We start from the raw sequence: 23,590 nt of genomic DNA on the forward strand, positions 1-23,590 counted from the left end.
AATGCTGCGGTGACCTGGACATCGCCTGCGCCCGCCCCTGCACCCGGCCTGCTGACAACCGGACCGATGACGGGCGCGGAACGGCCCATCCTGGAGAGCTACCTGGCCCACCACCGCGCGACGTTGCTCAGGATCTGCGCAGGCCTGACCGGCGAGCAGCTCGCCGCGCGGCCGGTGCCACCGTCGACGTTGTCGTTGCTGGGGCTCGTTCGGCACCTGGCCAAGGTCGAGCGGATCTGGCTCAGGCAGCGAGTCGCCGGGCAGGACGTACCGCCACTGCACGGCGGCCCGGGCAACAACACGGACTTCGACCTGGTCGACCCGGCTCGCGCCGAGCACGAGGTGCAGGCTCTGTGCGAGGAGTGGCACCTCGGGGATGAGGCGGTCGCGACGGTGCCGCTCGACCACGAGTTCGACTTCCGCGGCGACCCGATGTCCCTGCGCATGGTCTACGTGCATCTCATCGGTGAGTACGCCCGGCACAACGGCCATGCCGACCTGCTGCGTCAGGTGCTCGACGGCGTCACCGGGCGCTGAGCTCCCGGACTACCGGTTCGCCCGGTGGAGTTGCTTCTCGACGAGACGCCGGACTGCGGGGATGAGCATGGCGCGCATCGTCATGTCGGTGAGCCAGACGTGCGCCTGGGTGGGCGGGGCGTACTGGCGCACCCCCGCCCGGGCCGCCGCCTGCCGCTTCGTGATCGTCGGGCGCAGCGCGGCCTCCCACCGGTCGAGCGCGGCGGTGACACCGACGTCCGCGACATCCTCCAGGGCGGTGCCGAGTCGATCGGCGCCCGTCATGGCCAGGGTGGCGCCGTAGCCGGCGAACAGCGTGACGCACCAGGCGGCATCACCCAGCAGCACGACCCGGCCGCTGCTCCACCGGTCCGCGACGATCTGGCTGACCGAGTCGAAGTACGCGGCTGACGGGTTGGCCGCGAGCTGACGCAGGGCGTCGGGCACGCCGCCACCGAGGTCGCCGAACGCCGCGGCGAGCGCGTCAGCAGCCCCGCGCGCCAGCTCGGCGTCGGGGTCGGCACACCGGTAGGTGAAGAACGCCGACGACCGCTCCGAACCCATGTTGATCACCGCGGCGGTACGGCCCGGTCCGATGAACGTGGTGCCGGACGCGTCCGGGACGCTCGCCGGAGCGTCGTCGAGCGGGAACGCGGCCACGACGAGCCCGAGATCGACGCGGAGGTCCCGCTCGGCCCCGATCACCGCAGCACGGACACCGGAGTGCAGCCCGTCGGCGCCGACGAGGAGGTCGACCCGCTCCGTGCTCCCGTCGCTCAGGGTCACCGAAACCCCGTCGGCACCGTCCTCGACGCGAGCGACGGTGGTGGCGAAGCGGATCTCGACGTCGTCGCGCACCGCTCGGTACAAGGCGGACTCGAGATCTCCCCGGAACACGGTGACGGCCCGGCCGCCCAGCGCGGCCTGTACGACCGACTGGGGGACGGCGAACTTGTGCCGCCCATCTGCCTCACCAGGATCGAGGTGAAGGTTCCCAGGTCACGAGCCTCCAGCTCGGGAAGGATGCCGAGCTGCTCGGCCGCGTCGTAGCCCGGTCCGACCAGGTTCACCAGGTAGCCGCTGCTGCGCCGGCCGGGCGCGCGCTCGACGATCAGCGTCTCCCACCCGATGCGACCGAGCCGCGTCGCCGTGGCCAGCCCGGCTATCCCAGCACCGGCGATCAGCGCCCGCCTCGCTCGTCCTCGGCCGTTCGTGTCGTGCTCGCCGTGATCCACCGTCATCTCCTCGGACGTGAAATGAGCGATCGCTCATACTTAGTATGAGCATTTGTTCATACTCGGCGCAAGGAGGCGGGATGCACGTGCCCGGGCACCTACACTCAGGTCATGCCCCGTGGCATCGCGATCCCCGAGGTCCGGCAGCAACTGTTCGCCGCCACCGAACGCGTGATCGTCCGCGACGGAACAGCCCGCCTCACCACCCGGGCGATCACCCGCGAAGCCGGGGTGGCCACCGGACTGCTGTACGCCCACTTCCCCGATCTCGACGACTTCCTCGCCGCGTACGCCGTTGACCGCGCCTTCCTGCTGTGCGCGCAGGCCGCCCACCTGCCGGGGCGCGCCGGCACCGGCACCGTGGCCGGGAACCTGACCGACGCCCTCACCGCGACGCCACCGGAGGCCCTGCTGGCGCAGGTGCAGCTGCTCTCCGCCAGACCGGGACTGGCCGGCCGGGTCCGCGCCGTCCTGGGCGACACCGCAGCCGGGCTCGATGCCGTCGAGCAGGCGATCAGCCACTACCTCACCCAGGAGCAGCGCATCGGCCGGCTGCCCGCCACCGCCGTTCCCGCGGCGCTCGCCCTCGCCCTGGTCGGCACGCTCCACCATCTCGCCCTCGGCGCGGAGTCCACGCCGGTTCAGCGATCCCGGATCGCGGAGCTCACCAACGCGCTGATCAACGGGGACGCGGCCGGCTTCCCCGACCCGCACACCACGACGACCGAGAACGCCGAACCCAGGTAGCCGTCGCCTGCGGCGCTCCGGTCAGCTCTCCGGGGACACCCCGGGACGACGCACCCCCGTGACCCGGACGCGGAAGCCCGTCGTCGGGCCGGGGGTCGGGGCCGCCTTGCGCCGGAGCACGTAGTCGGGCGGATCGAGAGCCAGGTCGAGCCGGTGGAACAGGCGCGCCGCCGTGAGAGTCATCTGCACGTCAGCGATGCCCTTGCCGAGACACGTGTGCGGGCCCTTGCCGAACGGCGCGTACGCACCGGGGGTGGCGTGCTCGCGCCGCTCGGGGCTGTAGCGGTCGATGTCGAACGCCTGCGGGTTCGGGAAGTACTCGGGCAGGAAGTGCGGGACGGTGACCGCGCAGTACACCGGTTCACCCTCCCGGATCCGGTATCCCGCGTACTCGAAGTCCCGATCGGCGACCCGCGGCTGCGCGACGGCGATCGGGTAGAGGCGCATCGCCTCCATCACGGCCCCGTTGATGGACGGCATGTCGGCGAGGGACGCATCCGTGACGGGACCGCGGGCGAACACGGCGTCGGCCTCGGCCCGGACCCGCTCGAGCACCTCGGGGTGCTTCAGGACGGCGTAGACCAGCGAGGACAGGGTGTTCGCCACCGTGTCGAGACCCGCGACGTAGGGGCCGGTGAGGGCGAGGACGAGGTCGTCGGCCGAGACGAGTGACGGATCGCGGTCGTGCGCGTCCATGATGTCGTCGACGAGCGTGCGCGCGTCCCCGACGGCGGCCGGCCGGTTGCGATGGTCCCGGATCATCTGCCGGCCGAGTTCGTTGACGCGCGCCTTGGCCCGCCGGTACTTCGGCCGCTTGAGCACGATCGCGGGACGCTGCTCGGTGACCAGTGCGTTGAGGATGTACAGGATCACCGTCCGGATGTCCGTGACGTACTCGCGCGGCGCGTGGCCGGTGAGCAGGATCCCGAGCTGGCTCGTCACCATGTACTGGATCGCGGTGACCACCGGCACCGCCGTCCCGGCCCGCCAGTCCTGGTCGAGGCAGCCGTCGGTGATGGCGACGACGTCGTCGAGCCTGCCCCGCAGCGCCTCGCGCGAGTACCCGCGACGCATGACCTCCCGCAGCCTGCGGTGCTCGGGACCGTCGACCCCCGTGAGCGTCCGCGTGGCGCCGTACTCGTCGACGAGCCCCTGCCACACCTCCTTGGACCGCAGGCTCGCCTGGCCGTCACGCGAGCCCATCCAGCGGGCGAGCTCCGGCCCCGCGAGGACGGTCAGCGTCCGGTTGAGGGCGCGGACGCGGAAGACCGGGCCGTGTTCGAGATAGCTGCGGACGAAGAACGCCGCCGGGTCCCGCGCGAGGTCGGCGACACTGCCCACGACGGGCAGCCCTCGCACGACGGGGATCGTCTTGTCCGCGACTGTCGGTGTGCTCATCCAGTCCCCCCTGATCCGCGTACCAGCGTCCCGCCTCCACCGGCACCGCGTCCAGGGTGGTCCGGCCCACCGTCGGGCGATCAGTCGCGCCACGGGTGCCGTAGCTTGCCCCGGTGTCGACCGCCCTTGCCGGCTACACCGCCGACCATGCGCTCCCCCTGGCCACGCTGGACCCGGACGCGCCCTTCGACGACCTCGAACCGCTGGCCGCCCGCTTCCGCGCCGCGCGGGTCGTCGCGATCGGCGAGAGCGCGCACTTCGTCCGCGAGTACTACTGGTTGCGACACCGCCTGCTGCGGTTCCTGGTGGAGCGGTGCGGGTTCACGGCCTTCGCGATGGAGTCCGGGTTCAGCGAGGGGCTCGAGGTGGACTCCTGGGTCCGCGGCGGCCCCGGCGACCTGGACACCGTCGCCGAGCGGGGCATCACCTACCGGATGGGCCGGTGCCCGGAGATGCGCGCCCACCTGAGCTGGATGAGGTCGGCGTCCGTGCCGTTCGCCGGACTCGACGTCCCGGGTTCGGCCGCCTCGCCACTGCCCGCGTTGCGCAACATCCGGCGCTACGTGGACGGTGCCGACCCCGGCGCCGTCCCGCTGGTCGACGAGCTGATCAACCGGGTCGAGAAGTACGCGAGCGAGTCCACCATCACCGCGCTGGCCGCCTACACGCAGCTCGACCGGGCCGACCGCGATGCCGTGACCGCCGGCCTCGCCGATCTGGCCGTGTGGTTCGACGCCACACAGGGCGCAGCCGCCCGAGACACCCACGACGTCGTGCGACACGAACTGCGGTTGGCCTGCCTGCTCGACCATGGTCTGCGCAGCCAGGCAGCGCAGATCCTCGCCGGGTCGACCGCCCATCCCCCTGTCTCCGCACGTGACCGCGGGATGGCCGAGTCGGTGTTCTGGATGCTCGACCGCTTCGGGGCGGACGCGAAGATCGTCATCGGCGCCGCCAACAACCACATCCAGCGGGCCCCCTTCACCATGCCGGGGTTCGAGCTGTCCGTCGCCGGGACCCACCTGGCCCACCGGCTCGGCGACGCCTACGTGGCGGTGGCCGTGACCAGCACCGGGGGCACGACGACGACGCGCCGGGCCAACCCCGCCGCTCCGGGTGGTGTCGAGATAGCGGGTGCCGAGCTCGGGCCGCCCGTGGACGGCAGCATCGAGGCGGTGCTCTCGGGGCTGAGCGTCGTGGACCTTCGTGGCGCCCGCGGTCACATCGCGGGGCCCGACAGCATCCGGGTCATGGACATCTACCAGCCGACGCCGGTGCTCGACGCCTTCGACCTGGTGGTCAACATCCCGCGGATCTCCCCCAGCGCGCAGGTCACCGGCTGAGCACGCCGGTCAGAGGATCTTGCGGAAGTACGTGGCGTGCCGGTCGTAGCCGATCGCCTCGTAGAAGCTGTCCGCTCGGGTCGTCGCGAGGGCGACCAGCCTGCCGCCCCGCCCGCGCACCCCGTCCTCGAACGCGGCCATCAGTCGCGAGCCGAGGTTCCGGCGCCGCAGGCTCTCGTGGACGGCGATCTCCTCGACCCAGGCCACCGGCCCGTTGGCGAAGAAGGCCGGGTGCTCGAACCCCAGCAGGTAGCCACCGACCTGCCCGTCGACGTCGATCACCAGCACGTGCGCATCGGTGGCGGACAGGACGGCGGCGAAGCTTCGACGGAACGCCGCCGGCTCGACGGTGAACGAGACGGCCATGTCGGCGGCCAGCTCGAACACGGCCTCGACGTCGCCGATGTCCGCAGGCCGGACGCGCGACGTGGGGAGATCGGTCATGTGGTCGACGCTACGACAGCTGTCCTGACGTCACCCGGTACGGGCGTTGCCCGGCCTGGGATGGGTGAGACGCCGCAAACCGGGCATCCCGGGGTCGTCCCCCAACAGGCCGATGACAAGGACGTCGCACATGTTCATGAACGTTCAGCGCCTGATCAACGAGATCGTCCCCGACGAGCCGGATCCTGCCGCGGCGAACGCCCTGCAGGAAGGGCTCGGCGGTCAGTTCGGCGAGATGCGCACGATGATGCAGTACCTCTTCCAGAGCTTCAACTTCCGCGGAGCGGCAGCCAAGCCCTACCGCGACCTGCTCTACGGGGTGGGGACGGAGGAGATCAGCCACGTCGAGCTGATCGCCACCACCATCGCCCGGCTCACCGACGGGTCGCCGCGTTACAAGGGCTCGGCCAAGAAGCCCCTCGACGAGCCGGGCAAGGGCGGCGCGACACCGCTGGCCGACGCGATGAGCATGGGCAACATCCACCACTACCTCGTCGGAGCCCAGGGCGCCCTGCCCGTGGACGCCGCGGGCAACCCGTGGTCGGGCTCGTATGTCTACAACAGCGGCAACCTGGTGCTCGACCTGCTCTACAACCTCATGCTCGAGTCCACCGGCCGGCTGCAGAAGTGCCGGATCTACGAGATGACCAAGAACAAGACCGCCCGCTCGACGGTGGCCTACCTGATCGTCCGCGACCAGGCACACGAGAACGCCTACGCGAAGGCGCTGGAGACCCTGGGCGTCAACTGGGGCAAGACCCTGCCGATCCCGAAGACCGACGCCGAGCGTTTCCCGGAGGTCAAGAAGCTGCTCGACCAGGGGCTGCACCTCAAGCAGTACACGTTCAGCCTCGACAACCTGTCCGAGGCCGGCAAGATCTACCGCGGCTCCGCTCCCGCCGCCTCGAACGGTGCCGCGTTGACCACCGAGCAGCGGCCCGAGGGGTTCCCGATGGACATCGCGGTGGAGCGTCCGGAGGAGTTCGCGCCCGGGCTGGACCCGGCGCTGCTCGAGCTCGTGCAGGCCACCGCCGAGCTGGAGCTGGCCGAGGCCGACGCCCCGGGCTCGGGCGCGGGCAAGAAGCGCCGCTGACCTCCCCGGTCACCACGCTGAGCAGAAGCCCCTCCGATGTCGGAGGGGCTTCTGCCGCGTGATGGGTTGCTGCCGGTGGCTCAGGGGGCGACGGGAGCAGCACGCCCGACGAGGGCCGTCAGCACCACGAGGAGCGCGACCGATCCGCCGAGCACCATGACGGTCGACGGGGGGCGGCGTCCACCACGACACCCCGAAGCAGTGCCCGATGGCGATCGTGGCTTGGAAGGACGACGTGAAGAGGATGGAGGCCGCCTCCGGCGCGGGGGGCCGAGGTGGAGAACCAGGTCTGCGAGCAGACCGGGACGGCGCCGTAGGCCAACCCCCACATTGACCGGTGGGGGTCTGGCGGAACTGGTCGCTCGCGGCCGTGCTCCCGCCGGTGCCGCCGTCGTGGAGCCGACCGAGCTTCTTCACCTCCACGTGCGCCAGCCCGCCCGGGCGGGTGCGTTCGCAGCGGCGGATCACCGTGCCTGCCGGTGGGGCGGTCGAGCCAGGCCGGCCGTGCGAGTCCGTGGCGGTCGGACGGCGTGGAGCGATCGGCAAGCCCGGCGGCCACTGTCACGAGCGCTGAACGGCCGTTGACCTGCGACGATGAACATCAGCTCGAACATATGTTCGAGTATGATGGAGGGGTGTCGGACAGCCCGCTCACCACCGCGCACCGCCTCCTGGCCGAGGCGATCCACGCGCTGTCCGCGGTCACCGACGCCGCCACCGACGACGACCTGCTGTCCGTCCTCACCTTGTGCGAAGGCACCAGCCGGCGGCTGGACCGGGTCGTCGTCGCCACCGTGGCCACTCTGGAACGGCGGGGCACGTTCGCCGAGCGCGGCTACACGTCCACCTCGGCGGCGTTGGGGGATCTGCTCGGCTGGGAACGGTTCGAGGCCCGCCAGCGGGTGGTCGCCGCCGAACAGGTCTGCCCACGGGTCGGACTCGACGGCACCGCGCTGCCCGCGAAGCTGCCTGCCACCGCCGCGGTGTTCGCCGCCGGGCACACCGGCCTACGCCACGTCGCAGTGATCGCCCGCGTGCTCGCCACCCCGGCCGCAGAAAGGCTCACCCCCGACGTGTGGGCCGGCGCCGAAGCCCAACTCGCGGAGAAGGCCGCCGTCTACACCCCATCCGAACTACAGGCCTGGGGCACCGCTCTCGTCGAGGCCCTCGACGAGGACGGCGCCGAGCCCGACGACCGCCCACCCGCCGCGGTCAACGAACTGCACCTGCTCCGGCACCGCGGCAAGCCCGGCGGCACGGTGAAGGGCCGGTTCGACGACGCGGCGATGTTCGACGCCATCGCCACCGTGATCGACGCCCACGCCCGGCCCGCCAGTGGCGACGAGCACCGCAGCACCGCGCAACGGCAGGCCGAAGCGCTGGCCGATGTGTGCGGGTACGTGCTTGACCATGGTGATGTGCCCGCGTGCGGTGGGCGGCGTCCACACCTGAATGTGTTGGTTCGGCTGGAGGATCTGGAGAACCGGGCTCGCGCCGCGTGTTTGGACTTCGGGGGCACGTTGTCGCCGGAGTCGTTGCGGATGCTGGCTTGTGACGCGAGGGTCGTGCCGGTGGTGTTGAACGGGAAGGGTCAGCCCCTCGATGTCGGGCGGGTCACCCGCACCATCCCGGACGGGCTGCGCCGTGCCATCGCCGCCCGCGACCGCGGGTGCGCCGGGTGCGGGCGGCCGCCGTCATGGTGCGAGGTCCACCACATCACGGCTTGGCAGAACGGTGGCGACACCGCCCTGCACAACTGCGTGATGTTGTGCCGGGCGTGTCACCGGCTGCAGCACCACTCCGAGTGGGAAGTCCGGATCCGCGACGGGTTGCCCGAGTTGATCCCCCCGGCCTGGATCGACCCGCAGCGAAGACCCCGCCGAAAACCACTCCTGCACCTCGCCGCATAAGAGGTCGCGAAGAGAGGCGCGGTCGGCAGAGCCTCTGTGATCACTGGGGGACACATGTCCTCAGGCCACGCCGTCAACAACGCTCATGGTCACTACAGCTAGACCCCCAGCTCGGCCGGGACGCGGGCAGCCGCGATCGCCTTCAGCAGAAGGGCGTGGTCGCGCTCGTTGCGGTCCGCGTACACCTGCGCGAAGTCGGTGACCGCATCCGCGAACGTGTTCGAGGAACCGAGGTAGGCCGCGATCGCGATGCGGTCGCCGGTGCGGGCGTGCGCACGGGCGAGGGTCCACGCGCACAGCTGGGCGTAGATCCGCATTCCGGCGGGGACCATCTCCTCGACCTCCACCGAGCCCTTCCAGTCCCGCAGCTGGCGGAGGTAGAAGTCGCGTTCCTGCCCGTCGACCCCGGACACGCGCTGCCACCCCAGCAGGATGTCGCCGACGGTCTGCATGAGCCGCTGGCCGACCACCACCCGCTCGGCGTGGTTGGGCTGTTCCGCCGCGCCGAGGTACGGCTCCAGCACCGACGCAGTGGCCTCCTTGGCCTGCAGGAACAGCGGGTCGCCTGCGTCTCGGCCCAGGAACAGGATCATCCACGAGCGGGTCCCGACGCTCCCGATGCCCACGACCTTGCGGGCGACGTCGACGGGGCGGTACTGGTCGTACAGGGCTCGTCGCTCGGGCGGCAGGCTCGCGCGGTAGCTGCGCAGCAGCTCGTCGATGTCGCGCTCCAGGTCGCTTCGAGCCGCGACGTCCGGGTACAGGTCCCGCACCGGTACGACGAGGGGCGGCTCGGCGACGAGCCGCAGGCGCCCGTCCTCCATGCTCGTGAACCGGCGCAGAGCGCCGAGGTTGTCGCGGGTGCGCGCCTTGGCCAGCCCGCGGGCCAGGCGCTTGCGCCCGGTGGCGGCGAGCTCGGACTCGTAGCGCCGGCGGATCTCCTCGACGTCCGCACGGGCGTACCAGACCTCCAGGGTGGGCATGCCGGCGAACGAGTGCATGGCTCGCTGGTACTCGCGGGCGGCGGTGCGGAGGATTCGCCGGCGGTCGGCGGCGCGGAACCCCCGGTCGCGGCCGGCCACCTCGAGGCTGGTGATCAGCCGCTTGACGTCCCACTCCCACGGCCCGCGCAGCGTCTCGTCGAAGTCGTTGATGTCGAACACCAGCCGCCGCTCGGGTGAGCCGAAGAACCCGAAGTTGGACAGGTGCGCGTCACCGCAGAGCTGGACGTCGATACCGGACACCGGCGAGCCGGCCAGGTCGCAGGCCATCACAGCAGCCGCGCCGCGGAAGAACGCGGAGGGCGAGGCGGCCATCCGCCCGTACCGGATCGGGAGCAGGTCCGGTTCGCGCGACCCGTCCTGCTCGGCCAGTACCTCGACCGGATCCGGGCGCGGTCCGGCCAGGCAGCGCCGGTCGTGCGCGGAGCGTGGGGCGTCGACGCGGGCGGCCCTCCCGCGGTCGACGCACTCCGCGACGCTCGGCGGCCGGATCCCCTCGGCGGCAGCCCGTTCCGGAGCGGTGGTGGCCATCCGGTCCTCCTGGTTCTCGAACGGTGGACGGGCGGTGCCGGTCACGCCAGGCGTGGCGGAGCGCCCTCGTGGAGCGCGTCGTCGATCCAGCGCAGGACCGGCGGGTCGATCGGCATGCCCCGCACGTGTCGGGGTGCCACCCACTTCGCCTCGCACGTCTCCCTGCCGTCGGGGGCCGGAGTGCCTCCGACGGCGCGGGCCTGCAGGACCACGACGAACTGCTGGCGGACGCTCCCGTCCACGGCGCGCACGACGTGCGCCGGGTCGGTGTAGATCCCGACGAGCCCGGTGATCTGGGCCTGCACGCCCGCCTCCTCGGCGGTCTCGCGCACACCGGCGGACATGGCGCTCTCCCCGACGTCGACCCGCCCGCCGGGGAGCTCCCACGATCCGCTGTCGCAGCGCCGGACGAGCAGCAACTGCGCCAACGGGTTGCGGGCGGCGACGAACACCGACGGCACGACGGTGGTGGCCGAGGGCGCGCGCGGATCGTGGAAGTGGACGGCGCGGGCCGGCTCGGCCGGGGATGGCGGGGGTGGAACGGCTCCGGGGCCCGGCCCGCGTTCGGCGCCGAGGCTCCCACGCTCGGACGAGCGGCCGGCGGTCTCGCTGCCGAAGGACGTCGTGTCCATCCCGCCTCCTTCCGGCCGCCGCGGGTGGTGCCCGGCGCACCGTGACAGCGTCCGCGTGACCGGATGGCCGCACATCCTCCGCTGCGGGTGAGGGCTGCCCCTCCGGGTTCTGTCACCCGGCGAGGGTGATGCCCGCCGGGCGACCGAGCCCGCAGAGTCGCCGGCACCAGGACCGACCGGAGGGTAGGCAGATGGCAACTTTGACGGTGTGGCGGTTCGACACGGCCGACGGGGCGCAGAACGCGCTCACGACGCTCGAGCGGCTCCAGAAGGAGGAGCTCATCCAGGTTGTGGACGCCGCGGTGGTGTCGTGGCCCGAGGGGCGGAAGAAGCCACGGACCAAGCAGCTCCACAGCCTCGCCGGGGCGGGTGCGCTCGGCGGGAGCTTCTGGGGCCTGCTGTTCGGCCTGATCTTCTTCGTGCCCCTGCTCGGCATGGCGGTCGGCGCCGCGATGGGCGCGCTGACCGCCTCGATGGCCGACGTGGGCATCGACGACGACTTCATCCGCAAGGTGCGCGACAAGGTCACGCCGGGCACCTCGGCCCTGTTCGCGATGACCTCGAACGCCGTCACCGACCGGGTGCTCGAGCACTTCCAGGGCACCCGCGCCGAGCTCATCTCCACGAACCTCTCGGCCGAGCAGGAGGCGAAGCTGCGCGCGGCGTTCGAGGAGAGCGAGCAGGAGGCTTGACCCGACGTTCATCACCATCTTCGGGTGACCTCGACGATCAGGGGGCGCCATAGCGTGCCGTCATGGGCGTACCCGCTGATGCTCCGGACCCGTCCCCGACCGACGGCCGGCCCGGCGCCGCGCCGGTGGGGGCCGCGCTCCCGCGCGGGGTGGTGGTGCTGCTCGGCACGGCCGCCGCGATCGTCATCGCGGCGGGCCTGCGCTCGGTCGCCTGGCTGATCGGGCCGGTGTTCCTGGCCCTCATCATCGTGATCGCGGTGGCGCCGGTGCAACGCTGGTTCCGGCAACGCGGCTGGCCCCGGTGGGTCATCACGCTCGTGCTGGTCCTCGCGGTCTACGGGGTCGTGGTGGTACTCGCCCTGACGGTCGTCGTCTCCATCGCCAGGCTGGCCACGACGCTGCCGGAGTACGCCGAGCAGAGCAAGGCGCTGGCACAGTCGGCCACGAACCTGCTGGCACGGTTCGACGTGAGTCCTGAGCAGTTGCGGCACATCGTCGACTCCCTGGACATCGGCAAGCTCGTCGGGCTGCTCGGCGCCTTCCTCGGCAGCATCGCCGGCCTCGCCGGCAACCTCGTCTTCATCCTGGCGCTGCTGCTCTTCCTCAGCATCGAGACCGGCGGCGCCGCAGCGCGGATCCGGCTCATCGCCACGGACCGTCCCGCCGTCAGCGAAGCGCTGGGCAACTTCGCGCACGGCACCCGCCAGTACCTGGTCGTCACGACGGTGTTCGGCCTCATCGTCGCCGTGCTCGACACCATCGCACTGGCCCTGATCGGCATCCCGCTCGCCGTCACGTGGGGCCTGCTGTCGTTCGTCACCAACTACATCCCCAACATCGGGTTCATCCTCGGAGTCGTTCCCCCGGCACTCCTCGGTCTGCTGGTCGGCGGCCCCCAGACGATGGTCCTGGTCATCGTCCTCTACTGCGTCCTCAACTTCGTGGTGCAGTCACTCATCCAGCCCCGCTTCATCGGCGACGCGGTCGGCCTCTCGATCACCGTCACCTTCCTGGCACTGGTGTTCTGGACCTGGCTGATCGGGCCTCTCGGCGCGATCCTGGCGATCCCGCTCACGCTGCTCACCAAGGCCCTGCTCGTCGACATCGACCCGCGCGCCGCCTGGGCGGACGCCCTGCTCCGGTCCTCCGCCATGAACGTGGACGAGTCACCGGCCACGCCGACCACCCCGGCCACCCCGGCCGCACCGCGCCGGCCATGGACCCGGTGGCGGCTGCGCCATCAGCGCACACCGGGCTGAGCGTCCGGCCCGCGCGGCCACTCCGGACGGCGACCGTTCACCCGTTCCGGGCGACGCGACCGCCCGTTCCCGCGGCGACGATCGCCGCCCAGGTATCGCCGCGAGGAGGAGCCACCGATGAGCACCCGGATCCCGTCCCGCGGAGACCCGCCGTGACGCCCTGCGAGCCGGAGCGCGCCATGACCGGACCCGGCGGGAGGAGACGAGCATGAGGACCGGTCCCGAACCTGCGACCGCACACCCGCAACACGGGATGAGCCCGCGGCGGATCCTCGCGCTGGTCGTCGCCGCACTGACGCTGATCTTCATCGTCCAGAACCGGGACACGGTGCAGATCCAGTTCTTCACGCTCACCGTGACCGCGGCGCTCTGGCTCATCCTGGTCATCATGGTCGCCGTGGGCGTGCTCATCGGCGTGCTGGTCGGCCGCCGGAGCTAGCCGACCCGTCGAGGCGCGAGGCAGCCCGCTCGGCGTCCCTCGCACTCCGAGATCTTCCCGCGACCACCTGCCGGTGCACCCGGACCGGGCGTGCGCACAACCGCGCAAGCACCGGGGCGCAGGGCCCTGCGTCCCGGTCCCACAACGCCAGAGGCGCCGTCCATGAACGCATCCGCCCTCATCGTGCTGGTCATCGTGACCGCGCTCGTGTTCGACTTCACGAACGGCTTCCACGACACGGCGAACGCGATGGCGACGTCCATCGCGACCGGTGCCCTGCGTCCCAGGGTGGCGGCCGCGATCGCCGGTGTCCTGAACCTGGCCGGCGCGTTCCTGTCGGTGGAGGTGGCCAGGACCATCGCCGGCGGCCTCGTCGACGACACGCGGATCACCCCGGCCGTGGTCTTCGCCGGGCTCGTCGGCGCGATCCTGTGGAACCTGCTGACGTGGCTGTTCGGCCTGCCCTCTAGCTCGTCCCACGCGCTGTTCGGCGGGCTCATCGGTGCGACGCTCGTGGCCGGCGGGTTCGGTGCGGTGCACGTCGACGCGGTGGTCGGCAAGATCCTCTTGCCCGCGGTGATCTCCCCCCTGCTCGCGGGGCTCATCGCGCTCACGGTGACGTTCCTGGCCTACCGGATCACGGTGCGGTCCGACCGCGCGACCGTGCACCGGGGCTTCCGGCTCTGTCAGGTCGTCTCGGCGTCGATGGTCGCGCTCGCCCACGGCGCCAACGACGCGCAGAAGACCATGGGGGTGATCACGCTGACGCTGGTCACGGGGGGTGTGCTCGTCCCGGGTTCGGGCCCGCCGTTCTGGGTGATCGCGGCGACCGGGATGGCCATCGCGATCGGTACCTACATGGGCGGCTGGCGCATCATCCGGACCTTGGGGCACCGGGTGAGCACCATCCACACCACGCAGGGCTTCACCGCCGAGACGACCAGCGCGGCGGTGATCCTCACCTCGACGCACCTCGGGCTCCCGTTGTCCACGACGCAGGTGTGCACCGGTTCGATCTTCGGTGCGGGTGCGGGGCGCAGCCGAGCCACCGTGCAGTGGGGACTGGCCGGGCGCATGGCCGTGACGTGGGCGGTCACCCTCCCCGCTGCCGCGGCCGTCGGCGCGATCGCCTCCGCGGTCGCGGCGCACGGCACGGGCGGCGTGGTCGCGGTCGCCGTCGCCGGCGTCGCGCTCGGTGGCGGCATCTACGCCGCGTCGCGCCGCAACCCCGTGAGCGCGCTCAACGTCAACGACGTGCCGACGCCGCCGCCCGTCCGCGCCGCGGCCTGACCGGAGGTCCGCATGACGATCGCCTGGGGTTCCCTGCTCGTCGTCGCCGTCGGGTCCGTGGCGGTGGCGGTCACGGTCGTGTCGCTGGTCGCGTTCGCCCTCGTCGCGCTGTCGCGCTGTCGCGAGGAGGCGGCGGCCGGCGGAACCTCCACGGCGGGGCTGGTGCTCGTTTCCGGCTGCCTCGCCGGGGCGCTGCTGGTCGTCGGCTACGGGCTGTACGTCATCGCCGCGTGACCACGGCGCCGGCCGGCGGTCCGCTCATCCGATCCGGGTGAGGACGCTGCCCGACCTTGCTCGCACGCTGGCGGCCCACCCGCCCGTCCCCGGGCAATGGCCGAGGAGCAGCTGGGCATGAGCGAAACGACCGCCGGCGGCGCGACCGGCCCACCCCGACCGTCCCCGGCACGGCGCATCGCTGCGGCCGGAGCTCTGCTGGGCCTCCTCGCGGCGATCGTCGCCGTCGTCTCCGCCGCCTTCCGGAACCTGGGGCTGCTGGCGCTGACCGCGGTCCTGGTGGCGCTCGCCGTCGTCGCGGGGTGGACCGCGCTGGTGAACCGCGGCTCGCGGCGCCTGGTCGCCGCGGTGGCAGCGGGCGCGGCGCTGCTGGGCGTCATCGCCCTCCTCGTGGTCGCCGTGCTGCAGCTCGACGCCGCGGAGATCGGGCGGATCGTGCTCGTCATCGTGCTGGTGGCGGCGTCGCTGGCGACGGCGAGATACGCGCTCGGCGACGAGCCCGCCCGCCATCCGGAGGGGCTTCCGGTGGGCCCGGCCCGGCGCGGGGTGCTGCTCATGAACCCGCGGTCGGGCGGGGGCAAGGTCGACCGCTTCGACCTGGAGGGGGAGGCCCGCCGGCACGGGGTCACCCCCGTCCGGCTGCGTCCCGGAGACGACCTGCGGGCGCTCGCCGAGCAGGCCGTCGCCGACGGAGCGGACGTTCTCGGCATGGCCGGGGGCGACGGGTCGCAGGCCCTCGTGGCGGACGTCGCGCGCACACACGACGTGGCCTTCGTCTGCGTCCCGGCCGGCACGCGCAACCACTTCGCGCTCGACCTCGGCCTGGACCGCCTCGACGTCGCCGGGGCGCTCGACGCCTTCGGTGCCGCGGTCGAACGCCGCGTCGACCTCGCCCAGCTCGGAGACCGGATCTTCGTCAACAACGCCTCGCTCGGGGTGTACGCCACCGTCGTGCAGTCCGAGGCCTACCGCGACGCCAAGCTCGCGACCACCGCGCGCCTGCTGCCCGACCTGCTCGGACCCGAGGCCGACCGGTTCGACCTGCGCTTCGACGGGCCCGACGGGCAGGCCGTGACCTCGGCCGACATGATCCTGGTGTCCAACGACGTCTACCGTCTGGACAGCATGAGCGGCTTCGGGACCCGCCCCCGGATCGACGACGGCCTGCTCGGGGTGGTCACGGTGGACGTGGACCGGACCCGGGACGTCCCGGCGCTCGTCTCGGCCGAGGCGACCGGGCGGATCCGCCGCTTCCGCGGCTACCGCGCGTGGAGCACCCGCGAGTTCGTCGTCGACTCGGCCGAACCCCTGATCGACGTCGGCGTCGACGGCGAGGCGCTGTGCCTGCCGCCGCCGCTGCGGTTCCGCTCGCTGCCGGGTGCCCTGCGCGTGCGGGTGCCGACCACCGCGCCCGGCCTCTCTCCCGCCGCGGCCGCACCGCCGAAGGTCGGCGAGGCCGTCCCGGCTCTTCTGCGGGTGCTGAGCGGCCGGACGGCCCGGTAGCACCGGCGGACCGGGCTCCCACCGTCACCCTGTCGGGGTGAGGACGGCACAGGCCGGCGCAACCAGGCTGGCCCCGCCGAAGCCGGGCGGCAGTCACGGGCCCGGCGACGGCCGCAGCGGAGGAGGTGTCCCATGCCGGTCGGAGCAGGCGGCGGCGAGGCTCTGCGCAGGATCGAGGCGGCACTGGCCGCGGACGACCCGGCACTGGCCGAGTTGTTCCACAGGTGGCGCGAGCGCCCCGGCGCCGATCCCGGCGACCCGGACTACTGCCCGGTCGACCGGTGGACGGGGCTGGTGCTGCTGCTCGGGCTGGCGTCCCTCGCCGTCGGGCCGATCGCCATCGTGGTGCTGCTGGTCCTGGTGGGCCCGCTGTACCTGGTCACGCTGCGAGCCCGAAGGGCGGAGGTCCGTTAGCCCGTGCATCCCGAGGACGGGCAGGACGGCCGGGGCCGCTGGAAGGCGCTGGTCCCGCTGGGGCTCGCGCAGTTCCTGGTCGTGCTCGACACGTCGGTGATGAACGTGTCGATCAGCCAGCTGGTCGCCGACTTCTCGACCACCATCACCGCGATCCAGGCCACGATCACGCTGTACACCCTCGTGATGGCGGCCTTCCTCATCGTGGGGTCCCAGGTCGGTGACATCATCGGCCGGCGGCGGGCCTTCGGGATCGGGCTCGTCGTCTACGGGATCGGCTCGGGCCTGACCTCGATCGCGCCCGCGCTCTGGGTGCTCGTGCTCGGCTGGTCGGTCATCGAGGGCCTGGGCGGGGCGCTGGTGCTTCCGGCGCTGGCCGCGCTCGTCGGCGGCAACTACACCGGCCGCGACCGCGCCGCCGCCTACGGGGTGATCGGGGGGCTCGCCGGCGCCGGAATCGCGGTGGGCCCCCTGCTCGGCGGCTGGATGACCACGTACCTGAGCTGGCGGTTCGTCTTCGCCGGGGAGGTGGTCGTCGTCGTGTTCATCCTCCTGACGATGCGCTGGATCGCCGACGCGCCGGCGATCGGGCCCCGCCGCCGACTCGACGCCGTCGGTGCCACGCTGTCCGTGGTCGGCCTCGCCCTGGTGGTCCTCGGGGTGCTGCAGAGCGGGGCCTGGGGATGGCTGCGACCGCTCGACCCGCCCGTCACGGTGTTCGGGCTCTCCCCGACCCCCTTCGTGATCGCGGCCGGCCTGGTGCTGCTCGGCCTGCTCCGCAGCTGGCTGCGCCGCCGGGAACGCCGCGGGCTCGACCCGCTCATCCGCTGGAGGTTGTTCGACGTGACCCCGCTGCGGGCCGCGCTGGCGACCCTCGTCGCCCAGAACCTCATTCTCCTGGGCCTGTTCTTCACGATCCCGCTCTACCTGCAGGTCGTGCACGGCCTCAACGCGTTCGAGACCGGGCTGCGCCTGCTGCCGGTGTCGGTGACGATGCTGGTGACGTCGATGTGCGCGCCGCTGCTCAACCGCGTCGCGAGCCCCCGGACGGTGGCCCGGGTCGCGTTCGCCGTGCTGTTCGCCGCCACGATGTGGCTGGTCGCCACCGTGCGCCCCGCGCTCGACGACGCCTCCTTCGCGGTCGCGATGGCGCTGCTGGGGATCGGGACGGGGCTGCTCGCGGCGCAGCTGGGCAACGTCGCGCAGTCGAGCGTCGGGGACTCCGAGCGCAGCGAGGTCGGCGGCCTCCAGTACACCGCGCAGAACCTCGGGTCGTCCCTGGGCACCGCGCTCATCGGGTCCGTCGTCGTCGGCGCCCTCACCGTCACCGCGCTGTCCGGGGTGCAGGAGGACCCGCGGATCTCCGACGCCGTGCAGGAGCAGGTCGGGGTCGCGGTGGCGGGCAGCGTCCAGTTCGTGCCGATCGACCAGGTCCGGCAGGCGCTGGCGGATGCACAGGTCCCACCTGCGGAAGCGACCGCCATCCTCACGACCTATGCGGACGCTCAGCTGCAGGCGCTGCGGATCGCGCTGCTCGTCGCCGCCGCGATCGCGCTGCTGAGCCTCTTCCTCACCCGTGGGCTGCCCGGGACCAGGCTCGCGGAGCCGGTCGGCGAGCCCGAGCGCGGCCCGGCCGGACCGGAACCCGTGGAGTTCCTCCGTCGCGGGTGAGGCAGGCGACGCCGGAGCGGTCCAGTCTCCGGTTCGCGGAGCCCTTCCGCGACTGTCGACACCTTCGGGGTGATCACGATGACGCTGGCGGCAACCCAGAGCGGCTATCCGCTGCTCAACCTGTTCTGGACGATGCTGCTGATCTTCGGCTTCGTGCTGTGGTTCTGGCTGATCATCGTCGTCTTCACCGACCTGTTCCGCCGCGACGACATCACGGGGTGGGGAAAGGCCGGCTGGACCGTGTTCATGATCGTGCTGCCCTTCCTCGGCATCTTCTGCTACCTCATCGCCCAGGGTCGGTCCATGGCCGAACGCCGGCAGTCGGAGATGGAGGCCGACCGGGCGAGGTTCGAACACGACGTCCGCAGCATCGCCGGCAACGGCGACCGCCCGGCGGACCAGATCGCGAAGGCGAAACAGCTCCTCGACTCGGGCAGCATCACGCCCGACGAGTTCGAGGTGCTGAAGCGCAAGGCGCTGGGAGCGCAGACCGCACCACGATGACGCCGCCGCGGTGACCGCGCCGGCGGCCGGTGGGTCGCCGGGACGCCGGCGAGGAGGCGACGTGGACGCCGGAGCAGGAGAACGGGGTGCCGGGATCACGGTCACCCTGGCCGAGGCCGGGGCGGGCGCCGTGCTGTCGGCGTGGCGGATCGGCCGCCCGGTCCGCGCGCTCGCCGGTGCCGCACTGGGCACGGCGGCGAGCACGGTCGCGCGGCTCACCCCGCCCGACGTGCTGGCGGAGCTCACCGAACGCGGACGGGCGGGGCGGGCCGGGCTCGAACGGCACGCCGCCGCGGTGCTCCGGTTCGCCGTGCGCCAGGTCGTCGCGGCGCTCCTCGAGACCACCGACCTCACGGCGCTGGTGCGCCGCCACGTCGACCTCGACGCGGTGGCGGCGGGGCTCGACGTCGACGCCGTCGCCGCGCGGATCGACCTCGACGCGATCGTGCGCCGTATCGACCTCGACACGGCGGTCGCCCTGGTCGACATCGACGCCGCCGTCGCCCGCGTCGACCTCGACGCGATCGTGCGCCGCGTCGACCTCGACACCGCGGCCGGACGCATCGACCTCGACGTCCTCGCCGCACGGATCGACCCCGACCCGGTGGTCGCCCGGGCCGACCTCGACGCCGTACTCGCCCGCGTCGACATCGTCGGGATCGCCCGCGCCGTGATCGACGCGATCGACCTACCGGAGATCGTCCGGAGCTCGACAGGCACCCTGACGTCGGACACGATCCGCGGCGTCCGGCGCGAGGCGATGCAGGCCGACGAGGTCGTGGCCGGCTTCCTCGGCCGCCTGCTGCGTCGCCCCGCGCAGCGGGCACCGGTACCGCCGTGAACGCCCGGGCGGTGTCCGACGCACCGCCGGGCGAGGTCGCCGGGATCGTCACACGGACGGCCGCGGCGATCATCGACCTGGTCGTCGTCCTGGCGATCATGGGTGGCCTGCTGGTCACCGCGGCCGGCCTGCTGTTCGTCTGGTCGCCTCTGTCGTTCCGCTGGCCCACCCCGTCGTGGGCGCTCTCGCTGGGGATCGGGGCGCTGATCGCGGCGACCTACCTCACCGTCGCCTGGGCCACGAGCGGGCGCACCTTCGGTGCCGGCGTGCTCGGGCTGCGGGTGCTGTCCGTGCGGCGCACCCCGCTCGGATGGGCGCGGGCCGCCCTCCGCGCGGCGCTCTGCCTGCTCTTCCCGCCCGGCCTGCTGTGGGCGGCGGTCAGCCCGCACCGCCGCTCGCTCCAGGACGCGGTGCTGCTCACCGTCGTCGTCTACGACTGGAGCGACGACGCCGGCATGCGGCGTTCGGCGCCACCCCGGTCTGGCGCGACCGACCGCACCGGGCCGCTGTGACCAGCAGCCGGCAGGCCGCGGCTCCCCTGCCCGGCGCACCGGATCGTCCGATCCGGGTGGGGTCACGGCAGCCGGGATGCGCGAGCCTGCCCGGGAACAGCCCGCCCGCGGGAGCAACCGACGTCGGGAGGTCGGAGATGGCAACGGCGGCCACCGCATACCCGTTGCTCGGCCTGATGTGGACGATGCTGATCCTCTTCGGCTTCGCGCTCTGGTTCTGGCTGGTCTTCGTCATGTTCGGCGACCTGTTCGGCAGGACGGACCTCAGCCCGTTGGCCAAGGCGGGGTGGATGGCCGTCCTGATCCTGGTGCCGATCCTCGGGGTCCTGGCCTACCTGGTCGCGCGGGGCACCGGACTGGGCGCAGGCAGGCGCGAGGAGACGCGCTGAGACCGTCAGTCGCGGGGAGCCCTCTGCACCGCCACGACCTCCAGACCCAGCGACTGGATCAGCGCCAGCACCTCCTGCACACCGCCGTCCTCGGCGACCTCGCCCGAGATCACCGTCTCGGCGGGCACCTCGTGGACCTCCATGCCACGGAAGGCGCCCCGCGCCCGTTCCGACAGGCGCCCGATGATCCGGAACTCGTAGCGGCGTTCGGGCACGACGTTCCTCCAAACCTCGAGGGCCGGCTCCGCGCGGCCGGTCCCTCGGCTGCCTCGTCGGCAGGGCAACGGTCGCGCCCCGGCCGGACGGCCGCGTCATCCCGATGAGGTGAACAGCCGTCAGGGGAACAGATGCCGTTCGTGGGCGAGACGGACGGCGTCCCGGCGGGTGGACACGCCGAGCTTGCCGTAGATCGAGCGGATGTGACTCTTCACCGTGTTGATCGACACCGTGAGCTCGTCGGCGATGTCACCGGCACTGAGCAGTGACGGGAGCAGGGAGAGCACGGCCAGCTCCCGCTCGCTCAGTGGGGCGGGGACGTCCGGGTGGATCACCGCCAGCGCGGCCGCGATCCGCTTCGCGAACCGCGCGTCCACCCCGGGGGGCGGGCCCGGGGACAGCAGGTCACGGATCGGTCCGCTCGTCAGCGCGAAGGGACGGGCCACGTCCATGGCCGATCCCAGCTCGAGCGCGGCGGCGAGCTCGGCACGGCCGCCGGCAGGCTCGCCGCGGCGCAGCGCGACCTCGGCCTGCAGGAGGTGAACCTCGATCGGCGTGTGCGCGGCCAGCACCACGACGGAGCCGGCGGCGAGCGGTTCCAGCGCAGCGCCGGCCGCCTCGATCCGGCCCGCGCGCAGGTGCGCCCATGCGTCCATCAGGAGCACCTCGCCGACCTTGCCGACCCGCCGTTCGAGCCATTCGGCCACCTCGCCCGCGAGGTCGCCGCCGCTCTGCACCAGGGCCGCCCGGTGCTCGAGGACGGCGAGCGCCGCCAGCAGCGGGGCCGGCCCGTCGGCATCGCCGAAGGCGGCGCGGGCCAGCCGGCACCCGGCGAGACCGGCCGCCCGCTCCCCCAGGTCACCGAGGGCGGTCCCGTGCACCATCCGGAGAGCCAGCTCCGTGTCCGGCGTCGGCAGCGCCCGGGTCGCCGGCACCGCCTCGGCCCGCGCCCGGGCGGCAGCGGGATCGCCTGCGAGCAGGCAGCCGTAGGCGATCAGCGCGGCGGCGCCGGCCGTCCACACGGTGGAGCACCTCCTCTGACCTGCGGCCACGAGGGCGCCCGTGGCTGCGGCCGTCATCTCGCGGTACCGGCCCAGCGCCGATTCGAGGCCGGCGAGCAGCGACAGCGCCCGCACCTCGACGTATGGGAGGTCGTGCTCGCGCGCGAGCGCCACGACGCCGTCGAGGCGCTCGCGCAGATCCTCGGGGTCGGCCTCGGCCTGCCCCAGCGCTGCCTCGGCGCGGCTCAGCCGCAGCAGCGCGTCCAGCTCGACGGGGACCGGCCATGGCGGACGGGCCGCGAGTGCATCCACCGGCGTGCGGCCGGTCACGAGCAGCTCGACGCTCGCGCGGAGGACCGCGAGCGCCGCTCCCCCGTCGCTGGGCCGGAGCCGCCGGGCCCGCTCCAGCGCTGCCGCGGCCTCGGCGGGGGCGTTGTCCTCGTGGTGCACGAGCGCCTCGAGCAGCGCCGGCCACGGATCAGTGGCACGGGTGCCGGGCCCGGCCACGGCGAGTGCCTGCCGCACGGCCGCGAGCCTGCCCGTGGCGACGAGCCGGACACCGCCTGCCCGCAGGACGTCGAGCAGCAGCGCGGGCTCGCCGGCCCGCTCGGCGTGGCGCAGGGCATGCTCCGGCTCGGCGGCAGCGAGCCACCAGCGGGCCGCGCGGGCGTGCGCCCGGTGGTGGCTCGCGGGGAAGTGGCGCTCCAGGTCGGTGATCAGGTGCGTCCGCAGCAGCGTGTGGATGCGGTAGGTCCCGGCTGCCCGGCGCTCGACCAGCGCGGTGGCGCGAGTCAGCTCGTCGAGCACACGCTCGGCGTCAGGGCGCCCGGACAGGGCGACGGCCAGCCCGGCCGGCAGCTCCGCACAGATGGCGGTCACGCGCAGGAACTGCCGGATCTGCACCGGTAGCCCCGCCATGACCTCGTCGGTGAGATAGTCGGCGACCGACCGCTCGCTTCCCGAGAACTGCGCGATGAAGCGCTCGGGGTCGGCCCGGCTGCGCAGTGCGAGCGCGGCCAGCCGGAGGCCGGCCACCCAGCCCCCGGTCTCGGCGTGCAGGACCGCCACCTGCTCGGCGGTGACGTCGAGCCCGGACGCGTGCAGCAGGGCGGCTGTCTCGTCCACGGTGAAGCGCAGGTCCTCGGCACGCAGCTCGTGCAGCCGGCCCTCCAGGCGCATCCGCGGCAGGGGCAGCGGTGGGTCCACCCGGGCCGCCAGCACGAGCCGCAACCGCGCAGGCCTGCGGCGGACGAGCCGGGCAAGGTCCCGCAGTGCGGCCGGGTCGATCAGCGCGTGGACGTCGTCCAGGACGACCCTGATCACCGGACCCGGGCCGTCGAGCGCCATCGCCAGCTCGTCGACGACGTCCAGCCCGGCCAGGTCGCCCCCGCCGCTACCGACGGTCCGCAGCGGGCTATCGGCCGGCAGACCGGGGAGCGCCGCCACGGCGGCGAGCAGCGCGGACCGCAGGCGCGGCGCGTCGTCGACGGCGTCGAGGCAGATCCAGGCCGACGGCGGCCCACCGGGGCGGCTCAACCAGTCGACGAGCAGCGCCGTCTTGCCGTGGCCGGGTGGCGCGATGACGGCGATGAGCTGCCCGGGGCCCACGCGGTCGAGCTCCTGGAGCACGCGCGGGCGCGACGTGAAGCCGGTCGGCAGCGCGGGCCTGGTGATCCTGACTGCCGGTATCCGCATCCCCACGTACCGAGAATCACCCGCCGGGGATGAGGCGGCGTCCTACTGTCGGGGTGAGTTGCGACGAGCGGACCATAACG

General features: G+C 72.8%; 25 protein-coding genes. 17 read left to right on the plus strand and 8 right to left on the minus strand.

Going from position 1 to position 23,590, the window contains the following annotated elements; genetic code table 11:
- Nucleotides 1-66: 66 nt before the first annotated feature.
- On the plus strand, nt 67-537 hold the full coding sequence (locus tag ACQPZA_RS28910; RefSeq protein WP_433275300.1) for a DinB family protein: 471 nt from the start codon (nt 67-69) through the stop codon (nt 535-537).
- Between the two features lie 9 nt (nt 538-546).
- Here ACQPZA_RS28910 and ACQPZA_RS28915 read toward each other — a convergent pair whose 3' ends face one another.
- Nucleotides 547-1,374 (minus strand): FAD-dependent monooxygenase, encoded by an 828-nt coding sequence (locus ACQPZA_RS28915; protein WP_433275301.1) that lies wholly within the window; start codon nt 1,372-1,374, stop codon nt 547-549.
- Nucleotides 1,299-1,751, minus strand: coding sequence for a hypothetical protein (locus ACQPZA_RS28920; RefSeq protein WP_433275302.1), 453 nt, complete (start codon nt 1,749-1,751; stop codon nt 1,299-1,301). Before ACQPZA_RS28920 ends, ACQPZA_RS28915 begins: the two co-directional genes overlap by 76 nt.
- A 111-nt stretch (nt 1,752-1,862) precedes the next feature.
- Here ACQPZA_RS28920 and ACQPZA_RS28925 point away from each other — a divergent pair, with 111 nt between their 5' ends.
- Nucleotides 1,863-2,498 carry a TetR family transcriptional regulator gene (locus tag ACQPZA_RS28925; protein ID WP_433275303.1) on the plus strand — a complete coding sequence of 212 codons (636 nt, stop codon included), beginning with the start codon at nt 1,863-1,865 and terminating at the stop codon, nt 2,496-2,498.
- A gap of 21 nt (nt 2,499-2,519) precedes the next feature.
- Here the strand turns inward: ACQPZA_RS28925 and ACQPZA_RS28930 are convergent, their stop codons facing one another.
- Nucleotides 2,520-3,896 carry a cytochrome P450 gene (locus tag ACQPZA_RS28930; protein ID WP_433275304.1) on the minus strand — a complete coding sequence of 459 codons (1,377 nt, stop codon included), beginning with the start codon at nt 3,894-3,896 and terminating at the stop codon, nt 2,520-2,522.
- A gap of 113 nt (nt 3,897-4,009) precedes the next feature.
- Between ACQPZA_RS28930 and ACQPZA_RS28935 the strand changes: the two genes are divergently transcribed.
- Nucleotides 4,010-5,239, plus strand: coding sequence for an erythromycin esterase family protein (locus tag ACQPZA_RS28935; protein ID WP_433275305.1), 1,230 nt, complete (start codon nt 4,010-4,012; stop codon nt 5,237-5,239).
- 9 nt (nt 5,240-5,248) lie between these two features.
- Here the strand turns inward: ACQPZA_RS28935 and ACQPZA_RS28940 are convergent, their stop codons facing one another.
- A complete protein-coding gene (locus tag ACQPZA_RS28940; RefSeq protein ID WP_433275306.1) occupies nt 5,249-5,683 on the minus strand; it encodes a GNAT family N-acetyltransferase in 435 nt (144 codons plus the stop codon).
- Nucleotides 5,684-5,813: 130 nt separating this feature from the next.
- Between ACQPZA_RS28940 and ACQPZA_RS28945 the strand changes: the two genes are divergently transcribed.
- Nucleotides 5,814-6,776: a manganese catalase family protein gene (locus ACQPZA_RS28945; protein WP_433275307.1), complete on the plus strand. Its 963-nt coding sequence runs from the start codon at nt 5,814-5,816 to the stop codon at nt 6,774-6,776.
- Nucleotides 6,777-7,411: 635 nt separating this feature from the next.
- A complete protein-coding gene (locus ACQPZA_RS28950) occupies nt 7,412-8,686 on the plus strand; it encodes a DUF222 domain-containing protein (RefSeq protein WP_433275308.1) in 1,275 nt (424 codons plus the stop codon).
- Nucleotides 8,687-8,784: 98 nt separating this feature from the next.
- Here the strand turns inward: ACQPZA_RS28950 and ACQPZA_RS28955 are convergent, their stop codons facing one another.
- Both ACQPZA_RS28955 and ACQPZA_RS28960 read right to left on the minus strand, forming a co-directional pair.
- Nucleotides 8,785-10,218, minus strand: coding sequence for a DUF2252 domain-containing protein (locus ACQPZA_RS28955; RefSeq protein WP_433275309.1), 1,434 nt, complete (start codon nt 10,216-10,218; stop codon nt 8,785-8,787).
- Nucleotides 10,219-10,259: 41 nt separating this feature from the next.
- On the minus strand, nt 10,260-10,850 hold the full coding sequence (locus ACQPZA_RS28960; protein ID WP_433275310.1) for an NUDIX hydrolase: 591 nt from the start codon (nt 10,848-10,850) through the stop codon (nt 10,260-10,262).
- A 191-nt stretch (nt 10,851-11,041) separates the two neighbouring features.
- Between ACQPZA_RS28960 and ACQPZA_RS28965 the strand changes: the two genes are divergently transcribed.
- The 12 genes from ACQPZA_RS28965 to ACQPZA_RS29020 all read left to right on the plus strand — a co-directional run bounded on the left by ACQPZA_RS28965 (nt 11,042) and on the right by ACQPZA_RS29020 (nt 20,598).
- A complete protein-coding gene (locus ACQPZA_RS28965; protein WP_169400632.1) occupies nt 11,042-11,542 on the plus strand; it encodes a DUF1269 domain-containing protein in 501 nt (166 codons plus the stop codon).
- A 62-nt stretch (nt 11,543-11,604) separates the two neighbouring features.
- On the plus strand, nt 11,605-12,801 hold the full coding sequence (locus ACQPZA_RS28970) for an AI-2E family transporter (protein ID WP_433275311.1): 1,197 nt from the start codon (nt 11,605-11,607) through the stop codon (nt 12,799-12,801).
- A 208-nt stretch (nt 12,802-13,009) separates the two neighbouring features.
- On the plus strand, nt 13,010-13,240 hold the full coding sequence (locus tag ACQPZA_RS28975; protein ID WP_433275312.1) for a lipopolysaccharide assembly protein LapA domain-containing protein: 231 nt from the start codon (nt 13,010-13,012) through the stop codon (nt 13,238-13,240).
- A 162-nt stretch (nt 13,241-13,402) separates the two neighbouring features.
- Entirely contained in the window at nt 13,403-14,530 is a 1,128-nt protein-coding gene (locus tag ACQPZA_RS28980; protein WP_433275313.1) for an anion permease, read from the plus strand.
- A gap of 12 nt (nt 14,531-14,542) precedes the next feature.
- The gene (locus ACQPZA_RS28985) at nt 14,543-14,764 is read left to right on the plus strand and encodes a hypothetical protein (RefSeq protein WP_433275314.1); all 222 of its coding nucleotides are present in this window, start codon (nt 14,543-14,545) and stop codon (nt 14,762-14,764) included.
- A 117-nt stretch (nt 14,765-14,881) separates the two neighbouring features.
- Nucleotides 14,882-16,267 carry a diacylglycerol/lipid kinase family protein gene (locus tag ACQPZA_RS28990; RefSeq protein ID WP_433275315.1) on the plus strand — a complete coding sequence of 462 codons (1,386 nt, stop codon included), beginning with the start codon at nt 14,882-14,884 and terminating at the stop codon, nt 16,265-16,267.
- Nucleotides 16,268-16,399: 132 nt separating this feature from the next.
- A complete protein-coding gene (locus ACQPZA_RS28995) occupies nt 16,400-16,681 on the plus strand; it encodes a DUF3040 domain-containing protein (protein ID WP_433275316.1) in 282 nt (93 codons plus the stop codon).
- 3 nt (nt 16,682-16,684) lie between these two features.
- Nucleotides 16,685-18,352, plus strand: coding sequence for an MFS transporter (locus ACQPZA_RS29000; RefSeq protein WP_433275317.1), 1,668 nt, complete (start codon nt 16,685-16,687; stop codon nt 18,350-18,352).
- 78 nt (nt 18,353-18,430) lie between these two features.
- Complete coding sequence (locus ACQPZA_RS29005; protein ID WP_433275318.1) at nt 18,431-18,856, plus strand: SHOCT domain-containing protein; 426 nt, start codon at nt 18,431-18,433, stop codon at nt 18,854-18,856.
- A gap of 61 nt (nt 18,857-18,917) precedes the next feature.
- Nucleotides 18,918-19,697, plus strand: coding sequence for a hypothetical protein (locus ACQPZA_RS29010; protein WP_433275319.1), 780 nt, complete (start codon nt 18,918-18,920; stop codon nt 19,695-19,697).
- On the plus strand, nt 19,694-20,209 hold the full coding sequence (locus ACQPZA_RS29015; protein ID WP_433275320.1) for an RDD family protein: 516 nt from the start codon (nt 19,694-19,696) through the stop codon (nt 20,207-20,209). Before ACQPZA_RS29010 ends, ACQPZA_RS29015 begins: the two co-directional genes overlap by 4 nt.
- Nucleotides 20,210-20,346: 137 nt before the next feature.
- Entirely contained in the window at nt 20,347-20,598 is a 252-nt protein-coding gene (locus ACQPZA_RS29020; protein WP_433275321.1) for a PLDc N-terminal domain-containing protein, read from the plus strand.
- Between the two features lie 5 nt (nt 20,599-20,603).
- On the opposite strand, the gene ACQPZA_RS29025 is transcribed toward ACQPZA_RS29020, so the two are convergent.
- Nucleotides 20,604-20,813 carry a hypothetical protein gene (locus ACQPZA_RS29025; RefSeq protein ID WP_433275322.1) on the minus strand — a complete coding sequence of 70 codons (210 nt, stop codon included), beginning with the start codon at nt 20,811-20,813 and terminating at the stop codon, nt 20,604-20,606.
- A gap of 120 nt (nt 20,814-20,933) precedes the next feature.
- Nucleotides 20,934-23,510, minus strand: a complete 2,577-nt coding sequence (locus tag ACQPZA_RS29030) for a LuxR C-terminal-related transcriptional regulator (RefSeq protein ID WP_433283038.1) — start codon at nt 23,508-23,510, stop codon at nt 20,934-20,936.
- Between the last annotated feature and the right edge of the window lie 80 nt (nt 23,511-23,590).

Source organism: Pseudonocardia xinjiangensis, assembly GCF_050948425.1.
Lineage (GTDB): Bacteria > Actinomycetota > Actinomycetes > Mycobacteriales > Pseudonocardiaceae > Pseudonocardia > Pseudonocardia xinjiangensis.